The organism is Methanomicrobium antiquum (assembly GCF_029633915.1).
GTDB lineage: Archaea > Halobacteriota > Methanomicrobia > Methanomicrobiales > Methanomicrobiaceae > Methanomicrobium > Methanomicrobium antiquum.
The window spans coordinates 953,845-966,133 of sequence record NZ_CP091092.1; the positions used below are offsets into that span (position 1 = coordinate 953,845).

At 34.3% G+C, this 12,289-nt stretch carries 13 protein-coding genes and 1 tRNA gene; 4 read left to right on the forward strand and 10 right to left on the reverse strand.

Annotated elements, in window-relative coordinates:
* The first annotated feature begins 12 nt into the window (after positions 1-12).
* Complete coding sequence (gene phoU, locus L1994_RS04765) at positions 13-663, forward strand: phosphate signaling complex protein PhoU (protein WP_278100540.1); 651 nt, start codon at positions 13-15, stop codon at positions 661-663.
* A gap of 177 nt (positions 664-840) precedes the next feature.
* Here phoU and L1994_RS04770 read toward each other — a convergent pair whose 3' ends face one another.
* From L1994_RS04770 to L1994_RS04795, 6 genes are all read right to left on the reverse strand, one after another.
* Positions 841-1,326, reverse strand: coding sequence for a ribonuclease III domain-containing protein (locus L1994_RS04770; RefSeq protein ID WP_278100541.1), 486 nt, complete (start codon positions 1,324-1,326; stop codon positions 841-843).
* A gap of 133 nt (positions 1,327-1,459) precedes the next feature.
* Entirely contained in the window at positions 1,460-1,849 is a 390-nt protein-coding gene (locus L1994_RS04775) for a thioredoxin family protein (RefSeq protein WP_278100542.1), read from the reverse strand.
* A gap of 78 nt (positions 1,850-1,927) precedes the next feature.
* Complete coding sequence (locus L1994_RS04780; RefSeq protein ID WP_278100543.1) at positions 1,928-2,404, reverse strand: pyridoxamine 5'-phosphate oxidase family protein; 477 nt, start codon at positions 2,402-2,404, stop codon at positions 1,928-1,930.
* A 434-nt stretch (positions 2,405-2,838) separates the two neighbouring features.
* Entirely contained in the window at positions 2,839-3,912 is a 1,074-nt protein-coding gene (locus tag L1994_RS04785; protein ID WP_278100544.1) for an SPFH domain-containing protein, read from the reverse strand.
* Positions 3,909-4,370, reverse strand: a complete 462-nt coding sequence (locus tag L1994_RS04790; RefSeq protein WP_278100545.1) for an NfeD family protein — start codon at positions 4,368-4,370, stop codon at positions 3,909-3,911. The genes L1994_RS04785 and L1994_RS04790 overlap by 4 nt, the downstream gene beginning before the upstream one ends.
* 163 nt (positions 4,371-4,533) lie before the next feature.
* Positions 4,534-5,400 carry a damage-control phosphatase ARMT1 family protein gene (locus L1994_RS04795; RefSeq protein WP_278100546.1) on the reverse strand — a complete coding sequence of 289 codons (867 nt, stop codon included), beginning with the start codon at positions 5,398-5,400 and terminating at the stop codon, positions 4,534-4,536.
* A 570-nt stretch (positions 5,401-5,970) separates the two neighbouring features.
* On the opposite strand from L1994_RS04795, the gene L1994_RS04800 reads away from it, so the two are divergent.
* Positions 5,971-6,951 (forward strand): phosphoesterase, encoded by a 981-nt coding sequence (locus L1994_RS04800; RefSeq protein ID WP_278100547.1) that lies wholly within the window; start codon positions 5,971-5,973, stop codon positions 6,949-6,951.
* Positions 6,952-7,055: 104 nt separating this feature from the next.
* Here L1994_RS04800 and L1994_RS04805 read toward each other — a convergent pair whose 3' ends face one another.
* The gene (locus L1994_RS04805) at positions 7,056-7,847 is read right to left on the reverse strand and encodes a hypothetical protein (protein WP_278100548.1); all 792 of its coding nucleotides are present in this window, start codon (positions 7,845-7,847) and stop codon (positions 7,056-7,058) included.
* Between the two features lie 44 nt (positions 7,848-7,891).
* Between L1994_RS04805 and metG the strand changes: the two genes are divergently transcribed.
* Positions 7,892-9,910: a methionine--tRNA ligase gene (metG, locus tag L1994_RS04810; protein ID WP_278100549.1), complete on the forward strand. Its 2,019-nt coding sequence runs from the start codon at positions 7,892-7,894 to the stop codon at positions 9,908-9,910.
* Positions 9,911-10,091: 181 nt separating this feature from the next.
* Here the strand turns inward: metG and L1994_RS04815 are convergent.
* From L1994_RS04815 to L1994_RS04825, 3 genes are all read right to left on the reverse strand, one after another.
* A tRNA-Arg gene (locus tag L1994_RS04815) sits at positions 10,092-10,166 on the reverse strand.
* Between the two features lie 95 nt (positions 10,167-10,261).
* Positions 10,262-10,654 carry a DUF473 domain-containing protein gene (locus L1994_RS04820; protein WP_278100550.1) on the reverse strand — a complete coding sequence of 131 codons (393 nt, stop codon included), beginning with the start codon at positions 10,652-10,654 and terminating at the stop codon, positions 10,262-10,264.
* A gap of 5 nt (positions 10,655-10,659) precedes the next feature.
* Entirely contained in the window at positions 10,660-11,382 is a 723-nt protein-coding gene (locus L1994_RS04825) for a proteasome assembly chaperone family protein (RefSeq protein ID WP_278100551.1), read from the reverse strand.
* Between the two features lie 483 nt (positions 11,383-11,865).
* Between L1994_RS04825 and L1994_RS04830 the strand changes: the two genes are divergently transcribed.
* Positions 11,866-12,210 carry a DUF5611 family protein gene (locus tag L1994_RS04830; protein ID WP_278100552.1) on the forward strand — a complete coding sequence of 115 codons (345 nt, stop codon included), beginning with the start codon at positions 11,866-11,868 and terminating at the stop codon, positions 12,208-12,210.
* Positions 12,211-12,289: the final 79 nt, after the last annotated feature.

Below are 12,289 nucleotides of genomic sequence, written 5' to 3' on the forward strand. Positions count from 1 at the left end.
GGAGATATTGATATGACAGATAAATTTCACCTGGAAATTCAAAATCTGAAAAAAATTACAGCAGAAATGGGTCACTTTTCAATGAAGATGTTTACCGATTCTTTAATGGCATTGAAAAATCTTGATGAGGAAAAGGCAAAAGATGTCTATTTGCGAAAAGAAAAACTCTTAGAGTACAATAAATTAATTGAAGAAGAAACAATTCGTATTTTATCATTATTTCAGCCGGTGGCAGGTGATTTGCGAACAATTACCTGCATTAGTCAGATGAACACGTCATTTTATCGTCTGGGAAGAAATGCAAAAGAAATTTCAAATTTTATTGAATTTATGCCACAATTTTCACATCTTGGAATTATGAATTCAATATGCCATATGGCCGGTTGTGTATTATCAATGCTCTCAGACTGTCTTTATGCATTTGAAAATGAAGATGCAGAGATTATAAAAACTTTTTCAGGACGTGAACAGGACATTGATAACCTTCAAAAAACAATCTTTCGTGAAAGTATTACATACATGATGGAGGACAATTCAAAAATAACTGCCTGCACCGAGTATGTTATGGCATCACGCATTCTTGAAAGGATGGGGGATCATGCCTGTCTAATGGGTGAGAAGATTTATTTTATGATAAAAGGGCAGATGATTGAGATAAATTAAATTTTCATGAAATTACTTCGTAACTTACATGAAATATAATTTCATGGACGTTTTTTAGGGCATAAAAAGGAGATTTTTAAATGTCTTATATACGTTAAATTTTTTGAAAAAGAACTTTGAAAAAGTATGATCCTTTGATAAACCAAAATAAATTCTCAAATTTAGTTTTTTTAAGATTTATAGGTTTTTTTTGCAGAAAAAACCGACATATGTTAAAAATTCTTCAACTGCACTAATTCCGCCATCCAAAAAAATTGCACCGGATACAGCTTCTATGCATTCAGCAAGCACACGGCCTGAAGTCCAGATGTGCTGTTGTTTTTCGCCTTTGCCCCAAAAAACATAATTCTGAAGTCCAAGAAGTTCAGCAAGATTTCTGAGTCTTGTCATGTTGACAAGATCCGATTTTTTTATTGAAATTATACCTTTTTCATGCTCTCCTCTCTGCATTATATGCATAATTACAACAACATCAATGACTGCATCACCAAGCGTTGCATAAGCATCCATATAGTCCTCTTTTGGAAGATTATTCTCCTTTCCATAAGCATGCCTTATAAGGGCTCTTAACAGAAGAGATTCATCTGAAAAATTATAACCAATTTTTTTTTGAAAATATTCAAGACTTCTGTTATCAATTGATTCAAGCTCTATTCTGTCCACCACCAAAAATTAAAAAACATATGAATTTGCTGTTTTCAAAGAAAATATGAAAAAGCTATAAATTTATGTTGATAGTAATTATTCAGCCTCTATAGCACCTATTCTTTGATGCAAAAATATAATTGGCGATTTTTTATGCATAACCTGTTATTTCATAGTCAACAGATGAGGATTTTTCTGCACATTCTTTGCCGTGAATAATGACATTATCAACCATTTTTGCAAGCATATCAGGATAAACAGCGCCTACAATCTCTGCAACAGGCTTTCCGTTGCAGAAGAATTTGAAGGCCGGAACTGACATTATTCCATATCTCTCAGCTATCCACGGATCGTTTTGAACATTTATTCTTCCAAAGACTGATTTGCTTTGAAAGTCATGAAATAATTTTTCAAAATAGGGAAGCATTGTTTTGCAATGTGGACAATTCTCATTATAAAACATCACAATTACAGGTTCTGTACTTCTTTCAACCAGCTTTTCCCAATTATTAATTTCCAGTTCAAGGATTTTATCCGCCATAGAAAACACCCAGTTATGTGTGAAAAATCACCACGTTTGTTAATCCTTTTTTAAATGAGTTAACAAATATATGTTGAATTATTTGTTTTTTAATGCAACAATATCAGTAACTCCTGTTAACTTCCAGATATTGGATCTCTCCTCAGTTGCAATGGATTCAAGAGGTTCAGACGGCTCATGACCCAGTGCAGAAAGAATATTTGGAGATAATTTTTTTTCTTTTATCATATCTATGAATTTTTGTCTGATTTGTTTTTTCGTAATCGTATCTGTCTCCTCAATCAGGTATCCCTGCATTGTCACAAAGTTATAGAATGACAAATCATCAGAATATCTTTCAATTTCAACAGATACATGAGGATTTAATTTGTACAAATCATTTTTACGACCATATTTAGTTGATAAAAAGTACAAAAATTTTCCGTCAAATATGTACAAAAAAGGAGCAAGATATGGATACTTATCTCCTTTAAATGCAATTCGACATATAAAGCCGTCCTGTATGAGTCTGTTATACTCTTCAACTTCCATCTTTGGTATCTTAACAATCTCCATTATGTTTCACAACCTTTTGTTTCATAAATTTTCTATTTTGAAATCCTTGCATTCAATAGTAATAAATATTTCTTAATAATTTTTGTGTGATACTCAGTTTTGATTTTCATAACAACTGTTTATGAAATAAAATTAATTAAAAGCGTTCATGAAATTATATTTCATGCAACAGTTTCATGTAAGTTACGAAGTAACTTTCATGTAAAAGCCCAATGATGAGCTTTTTTCATCACACAAAAAGTGATGAAAGTTTATCAGGGATTTTGACTTTCATACCAAATGAATGAATTTTTTGAAAGGATTAAAAAAAGCGAAATAATTTCTGGACAAAACAGAATAGAAGAGAATAAAAAATAATAAAAGAAGAAAACCAAAAAAAAATAAAATAATATTTTTGTTTAACTGGTATTTTTTATTTGTAATTCCCTGTGTATTTAGTCTTTTTTATCCGGCGGAATTTCTGCATCATCTACAGGAGTTGTTGGATCTTCAAGATTTTTTATCTTATTCTCAATAGTTTTTACATATTCTGATGCTTCGCTTATATCTTCGTCAGCCAGTGATTTACCAAGTATTGACTCATCCAGTTCTACATCCTTCCAGCTTTCATCTGAAGATTCATCATCTTCGGCTCCTAAGAATCTGGCGCTTTGTTTTATAAGACCTGAAAGTTCAAAGGGGAAAATTATCTTAGTAGCTTGTCCGTTAGACATCTGTTTTAATGCATCAAGTGAAAGAACAGTAATTGCCTTTTTGTCAAGCGGTCTTGAACCAAGGGAAAGTATTCTAAGCCCCTGTGCTTCTCCCTGAGACTGAAGGATTCTTGATTTTCTGTCACCTTCAGCACGAAGAATTTTACTCTGCCTGTCACCTTCTGCTTCAAGAATCATTGACTGTCTTTTTCCTTCGGCTGTAAGAATCGCAGATCTCTTCTCACCATCTGCCCTTAGAATTGCGGCACGTCTTTCACGCTCTGCCGCAGTCTGCTCTGTCATTGCCTGTTTCACAGCACCTACAGGATCTACTTCCTTAATTTCTACGCGCTCTACTTTGACACCCCACTGGTCTGTTTCGCGGTCAAGGATATCTCTTAACTTGTTGTTGATAAGTTCCCTGTTATAAAGAACCTCATCAAGCTCCATGTCCCCGATAATCCCTCTCAGAGTGGTCTGTGCAAGTGCAAGTGTTGCGAGTCTGTAGTTTGATACTTCGAAGTAGGATTTTTCAGGATCAATTACTTTGACATAAACAATTGCATCAACATTTGTCGGGGAGTTGTCTTTTGTAATTACTTCCTGCTTTGGAACATCCATAACCTGTGTTCTCAAATCGATCTTTATAACTTCGGTGATAAATGGAATGACCCATCTAAAACCCGGATTTAATCTACCGATATATTGTCCAAGCCTTATCTGTAAAGCCTGTTCATATGGCTGAATAATTATTACTCCTTTGGCAAAGATTAGAATGATTGCCAATACTAAAATTACAGTTATTAAAGTACTCAATTTAACTCCTCCTCAACAATTACATGAACTCCCTCTGAATCCGTAACTTTTACTTTTTTCCCGGCATCAATAAATCCACCGGTAGTCTTGGCGCTCCAGTCAACATTGTCTATCCTGACTTTTCCGGATATGTTGTCCGGTTCAGCTTTAATTACTACAATTCCTTTCTTACCGATAAGAGAATCTCTGCTTGACGTGAAAGGACGAGTGTTTCCGGACGCTATTTTACTGTAAATCCACACCGTAATTCCTGCGGCAGAAAGTGCAGTAAGAATACCTATTAAAATAATCCAGCTTGAGCTGAAAATCTCCGGAAATAACAAAGAGACAGCACCGATTATTATTAGTGTAGTTCCGGGAACAGCAAGGAAAAAGCCCGGATTGAATGCTTCAAGTAAAAGTAATATGACACCTATTACTATCAGGATCCACCCAAGGGCAATTACTTCCGCAACCATTGTCTAAGATGATTGTTTTGATTTTATATAGATATATATGATTGAAAAAGTTCAATATAATCCTGTTTAATATAAAAGTGATATGAGGTTCTTTTAAATTTGAATTTAGTATGGATGGATATTTTTCAGATTGAGCAATGTGTAAAATTCAGTGTTTCAGTAATTATCTGGCAAGATACGCAATTCTTGAACCTTTTGGTATCTGAATATTGTCTGCAATAGGCTCACATTTGACCATCATAAGGTATGCAACAGGAGGTAGTTTTAATGTTTTTTTGTATTCGCTTAGTGATTCATAGTTTGCCATACCTTTTGAGATGATAAGTGTTGCAGAATTGATTGCGTCTTCTACTTCCTCCGGAATTAGATTCATGTTTAAACCTAATTCGGATACACCTGATGTATTTTCATAAAGATTATCTGCGATTTTATCAATTTCAAGAAAAAGAGCATCTTTTATAGTTGCATCATTAATTATTGGTCTGCTTTTTACAACTACTGTTACATGTGAGCCATTATTTTTGAGATGTTCAATGAACTTTTTATCAAATACAATTTCTCCGCAGTTGTCACAGAGGTAAACAACTCTTCTGCACAACTTTTCTATCTCATCCGTATCATCATGACTAAAGCCTTTTTCAAATTCACCGGTAAAAAATCCGACAAAATCATCAGTTACCTTATGTTCTTTTGATCCATAATCAAGAGTGTTTGCAATAACACAGGCAAGAGCGCAGTCCCGGAAGGTAACAAGCCTCTCTTCGATTTCAGAGAGAAATAATTCTGCTTCATTATTGGTAGTTTCTTTTATCTCTTTGTAAGGGTCGGTATTTCCAACCATTTCACACGCGGTTCTGTGAATCCTGCTGGAAATCTCAGGAGATGGAAGTTTTTCAGATAATGCTTTTGTTAGTTCCTTTTTGCAGACATCGACAATCTCATTTATTACAGAGTCATTGTCACTTGCGATTCTGCATTCGTACTCTATTCTTGTTAAAAGGCAGTCAAAACATCTGTCAGTTATTTGCAATTTAATTCACCAGGATATTTTTCAGTATTTTTCATCTGTTTGGTCTGTTTATTTATCAGTTCATTTATTCAGTATATGAATAATTTGCTATAAAAATCAAAATTTCTGATAAACTTTCATCACTTTTTGTGTGATGAAAAAAGCTCATCATGTGCGTTTTACATGAAAGTTACTTCGTAACTTACATGAAACTGTTGTATGAAATATAATTTCATGGACGTTTTTAGTGATTTTGAGAATTATCTCCGTTTGGTCTCAATCAAAATCAGGCTGATTTATTAGATTCTAATTATTCTCTAATATTATTCTCGAATCGCAAGATAAATCAGTTTTTATTGTGTCAATTCATATGGTTTGTTTATAAAATAAATTTTAGTATCATTTTTTATTTTCATCAGATTCAGGTTTTGATATTTTTAATTAATAAATGGAGGTAAATGAATCATATGTCTGATAAATAAATCAGTATTCCAATTGAATTGATTAAATCATAAAAATTTGCTGAATTTAATTCCTTTATAATCCCATTACTTATAAATCATCCAGTTGAATAAGTGTACAGGAATACTGATGAGCAGAAAAAAAAATAAAAAAGGTGATAACACAGGATTTGTTAAAGCACTAACCGAGAGAAAAACAGGCATTGTTCATTTGACCCACAATGACCTGGACGCGGCAGGGTGTGACTCTGTTCACAGGATAAAATATGGAAGTGTTTTTACAATATGGTCATCTGTAGGGAAATTTCCCGGAAATCTCCTGGCGGTTTCAAAGACTCCTGGTAAAGGTGATATAATAAGCATCTCAGATTTAGGCTATCATGACAGCGTTATCAACTCCTTAAAAATCGCAAAAGATAATGGATGGATAATTGAGTGGCGTGATCATCACAGATGGACGGACGATGAGAAAAAAAAAGTGATGGAAATTGCTGATTATTTATGTGTTGATACAGATGTATGTGCTACAGGAATAGTTGCAAGAGATTTGATGCCTGGTGACAACTGGTCAAAAGAGATTGCAAGAGTTGTATGTGACTATGATCTCTGGAAGCATAATGATGAAAACTCCAAAATTCTTGGAGAGGTCTGCACAAAAAGAAAAAATCTTGATCTGGTCCGAGATTGTCTTTTAAAGGGAAGTATAACAAACACCGCTATTCTTGAAATATACAAAGAAATATCTGAAGAAAAAGAAAGTGCAATTGAAAAAAGTATAAAAAACACCAAACTTTTTCAAGGAAAATATATTGTTGCATTTGCTCCTCTTTATGGGTATCCAAGCGAAACCGCACATGCAATAAGAGACAGGATGGGGACTGATATTGAAGTAATTGTATCTGAAAGCGGTAAGTTTTCAATAAGGTCTGCTCCTCCGGTAAGCCACATTATTGCTAAAAAATTCAAAGGTGGAGGACACCCCCCGGCTGCCGGAGGAATGTTTGAATTTTCTCTCTCAGATAAAATATCATTCTTCCTTTTTAAGAAAAATAAACATTTTAAAGAGCTTTTTGATTTTACTGAAAAATTAGATGAAATTATGAATGTATGAATGTCTAAATCACAGGTTTTAATTTTTTCAATCTATAATCTCTTTTTCAGATGAATTGTTATTATAAAAAAAGCTGTCTTTTAAAAGTTATTTTTATTATAAAATTATCTCATTACAAAAGAATTCTCTTTTAAATCCTTCCAGAATTCCTCTCCAAAACCGTTTGTAAATCCTCCTGAAATAATATTTTCAGGATCAAAATACTCAAGGCATTTTTCAAAGTCATCATTATTTCCGTTGATTACAGCTATTTTCTTAATCTCATATTCATTCATCAGTTCATAAACACCGGCAAGTTTTGAGGGTTTTACTGCTATAAAATTCTGATATTCAAGGACTGACTCAAGAGTCTTTGATTCTCCTGCCATAGAGAAGAATAATACCCTGTTTTTGGATAACTCCTCAAGTTCGGTTGAATCGAATAGGTCTGAGATTAAAAGATGCTCTTTTATTCCGCAGTCACGCTGACAGCGCATAATTTTTTTATAGACATCACAAAGACCACCGATAAAATCATCTCTTTTTTTGTAATATGCGTCCTCAATCCCAAGTCCTGATGGAGGAGGGAAGGAAAAAGATGCATTCTTTGAAATTTTTTTGATTCTTTCGGAATCATATGTCAAAAAATCAAGAGATGCATCTGGCTCTGATGTCAAAAATCCTGATTTAATTCCAATAAAAGACTCTTTTATTCTCCGGCTGTAAAATTCTCCTCCGGCGCACAAAAAATCAACGTATTTTTTTTGATCCTTTATCTGAGATTCAATTTCGTAAGATAAAAGATCACAGCATGTCTTATGTTCAGAAAGTATCCATTCTGCAAGTCGTTTACGTGACGGATTTTCAGGTTCGCCAGCACCAAATGATTTAAGAGTGAGATTTTGCCTTTTTTTCATTGGATATTATGTATTTATACTCTCTAAAAGCTAAAAACATAAGCATGAGTAATACACCATTGCTTGTGACATGCGGACTGCCATATACAAACGGTCCATGCCACATTGGCCATCTGCGTACTTATGTACCTGCGGATTTTTTTGTCAGGCACAAGAGGCACTGTGGTGAAGAAGTGGTTTTTATTTGCGGTTCAGATAATCACGGAACACCTATTGTTATCAGCGCTGAATCAGAGGGAATAACCCCGCGGGAGATGTCAGAGCGCTACAATGATCACTTTGATATTACCTTTAAAAAAATGGGTATTGAGTTCAATCGTTTTGGAATGACTGATGATCCTGAAAATCACAGGATGACCAAAGAAATTGTTCAAAATCTGATTAATAACGGACATATCTACAAAAAAATTATCAGTCAAAGCTACTGTCCTCATTGTGAAATGTTTCTTCCTGACAGATATGTTGAAGGGACATGCCCTTACTGCGGTGAAAAAGCCAGAGGAGACGAGTGCGATCAGGGCTGTGGAAAACACCTGGAACCTGGTGAACTAAAAGATACAGTCTGTAAAATCTGCGGAGCGAAAGCAGAATTGCGTGATCAGGAACATTATTTCTTCAGACTTGGAGATTTCAACGAATTCCTGCAGGATTATCTGCCAAATCTTAAGGGAACATCAAATGCCAGAAACTATGCGGCCGGATGGGTAAAAGAGGGGCTTCATGACTGGTGTATTACAAGAACACTCAACTGGGGTGTAAAATTTCCGGGAAATGAAGAGCTTGTTGTATATGTCTGGGTTGATGCTCCAATAGGTTATATCTCGTTTACAAAAGAGTGGGCTGATTTAACAGGCGGAGACTGGGAGCGTTTTTGGAAAGGTGATTCTTCTGTAATTCATTTTATAGGTCAGGATATTATTTATCACCATTGCGTTTTCTGGCCGGCAATTTTGAAGGGATCAGGATTTATGCCCCCTGAAGCTGTTGTTGCAAGCGGAATGGTAAAAATCGAGGATAAAAAATTTTCTAAGAGCAGAGGTTATGTTGTCTGGACAAATGAGGATTATCTTGATCTTGGTTTATCTCCAGATTATCTCAGATACTACCTTTTATCATATACAAGTCATACTAAAGAGCTGAATTTTTCATGGAAAGAGTATCAGGCCAGAGTAAACAATGAACTTGTAGATACTATTGGAAATTTTTTCTATAGAACAATGCATTTTACCTCCAAAAAACTTGGTGAAATCCCACAACTAAATCCGGACAAGGAGATTCTTGATGAAATCTCTGGAACAATTTCTGAAGTTTCGCGCTATGTATCTGAGTATGAGTTCAAGTCAGCAATTGAAGCAATTATGGCTCTTGGAAATTATGGGAATACATACATACAGACAAATGCGCCATGGAAGCTGATAAAAGAAGATAAGGATGCGGCAAACCAGGTAATTAGAAATTGTCTTCAGATTGTAAAGGCACTTACAATTCTTCTGGACTCAGTTATACCTGAAAAAGCCCAGAAAGCCTGGGAACTTTTAGGATTTACTGATAAGGTAAAGGACAGAGAAATTTCTGATGCCTTGACAGGATTTGAGTCAGTTAAGCTTCTGGCACCTGAGATAATCTTTAAGAAAATTGAGGATGAAGATGTTGAAAAATATGAACAGACTCTGAATATGAGAGTGAATGAGGCTAAATTAAAAGAAAATTCAAAAGTTATAGACAATACAAGAAAAGAGGAAGAAAATATGATAACAATTGACGAATTTGCAAAAGTAGAACTTAAAACCGCAACGATTATTGAGGCAGAACCAATAGAGGGCTCAAAAAAACTTCTTAAAATACAGGTTGATCTGGGAGATGAAAAGAGACAGATTGTTTCAGGTATTGCACAGTTTTATAATTATGAAGAGCTTGCAGGAGAAGAAGTGGTTGTTGTAACAAATTTAAAGCCGGCAAAGCTTTTCGGTGTTGAGTCAAATGGTATGATTCTGGCGGCCGGAGAGGAAGCCGCGCTTTTAACAACAAAATTGAAGGTTGCTCCGGGGACAAAGATTCTCTAAAAACCTGAAAAGTAATTTGCATGCAAATTATGATGAAATAAACATTCATGAACTTTTTTTTTCATTTTCATTCAGTTTATTATTTTATTTAGTTCATTTTGCCATGAAAACTAAATCCTGATTTTCATAAAACATGAAATGTAGGATGAAAATTTGTTTTATGAACGTTTTTTAGAAAAAGCGGACCTGGAGGGATTCGAACCCCCGACGTCCGGGTTAGAAGCCCGGCGCTATATCCTGGCTAAGCCACAGATCCCTTTGCAGTATTAAAATTGTGCTCTATAATGTTAGACATTTTAGATATTAATTGTTTGCAAATGATTCCTGAAAAAAAAGAGAAGCTATTCTGGATCAACCTGCATTGAACATGCAGGAACAGATTACATCTACCCTTGTTGGTTTGACCCAGTCTTTTCCGTCAACACTTTTTGCAAAAGTCTGATCAACGTATTTTACTTTTAGACGTGCCGACATTCTTTCACGTTCTTCACAGTAATATGGGTGAATATATTCAACCATTCTTTTCATATTGATTGTAATTCCGAGTACTTCAACAATAATACCCTGATCTCCAAGCGAGAGATCATCCAAATCAATTTCTGTCAGGAATATGTGATCCCCTGGAAGAACATCAGTCAGAGTAATTATGTTGTGAGCGCTCTGAAGTTCAATTGTTCTGGGCTTTGATTTTTTCAACTCTTCAATTATTGCATGAGATATACCTGTTATTGCATTAATCTTCACTGGAATCACCCGTACATAGGAAGATGCTCTTTTTTGGGAACATCCTGCTGATTTTCACTCTGACGGACCTGTTCTGCCATCTTCTGCATTGATGCCTCAATCTCTTCTGCCTGTTCAAGAAGAGGTTCAACATCAACATTGAAATGGAAAACGTCATTTAATACATTCAATACAGAAACAGATGATCTTGGATCTGGAGCATTTATGGTTTCACCCAAAAAGCCAATTGCAGGAATTCCAAGAGTTTTGCACTCCGTAAGAAGACTTCCAGGCATTCCTGAAATGCTTCCCATTGGAAGAATTTCTGTTTTATCTTTTAATGTCTCAAGATAGGCGGGCTCTGATGCAACACCAAAAACACGTTTTTCAAATGTATTTGTAATAATTCCTGCGAGAATAACAACCTGCTTTAATTTATGACCGTTAAGCCACTCAAGAATACCTGTTGTTACTTCATAGCAAATAGAGGTGTGAATTGGAATGTCTGATACAAAAGCTACATATGAATCTTTACTGTAAATTCTAATTGGAGCATTTATAACACCATCCACCATCATTGCAACAGGTGGAAAATATTTGCTTGTAATGCTTCCAATATATTCAAAACCTCCATTGTCAACAAGATATTGTGTTGAAATGCTACCTACAAGACCGCTTCCCGGAAATCCCATTAAAGCGGTAATCTCTTCCCCTTTTGGAGCTTCAGATATAACCTTTATGTCTCCCATTTAGTAAAAACCTCCAATATCCCCAGGATAATTTTTAAAATATGCCATAGAATACCAATTTATTTACTCTGCATATAGTATTATCGGTGAGTAATAAGATTTTTTCATATTTGAGATGCAATAAGACCTGCAATTTGGATTTATTTATGAAAATAAGGTTGTAATTAATTATATTATTATAATTCATTAATTCATAAATGTTACATGAAAGTTACTTCGTAACTTACATGAAATAGTGCATCAAATAATAATTTCATGAACGTTTTTATAAAAAACCCGCATGACAGGCGGTTTTTAGCACATATATTTCATAAAACAAAAACAATGAAAGAATTTTTTGGAATTTTTGTTTATCATAGCACATATTGAATTACTACTTATGGAATTTTTTTAAGTTATGTGACAAATAACATAACCAAAAAAAAGTGATCTTTTTTAAAAATCCAAAAAGGATTAATGCAAAGGCATAATAAATAAATAACCATGCAGGAATATTCAATTAAAAGAGGTTTTAAAGACGGTCTTTATGAAAGATTAAAAGACGGACTTGTAAAAAATTTTGACATAGAACCTGAAGAAAATCAGGGGCATTGTAAAATTAGCTATGGCTCATTCAATATTCTGGAGGCATGGTTAAATGACAAGGAAAACCTTCTTATTGTAGATACTGTTTCAAACGTTGAAATTTATGATAAATATTCAGAGGAAGAAGCAGACAAAATTGTTCTTGACACAAACAAAAGATTCAGAAAGTACCTTGAATATGTTACAGGTTACAATACAAAAGAAAGGAAAAAGAAAGCGGCCGATGCTGTAAAAAATAAATAATCCCTGATTTGCATTAAATTTTGTTATTAATCTTTTTTTTGGAGAATTTAATTTACAAAAACTGTTTTAGAAAATTTAT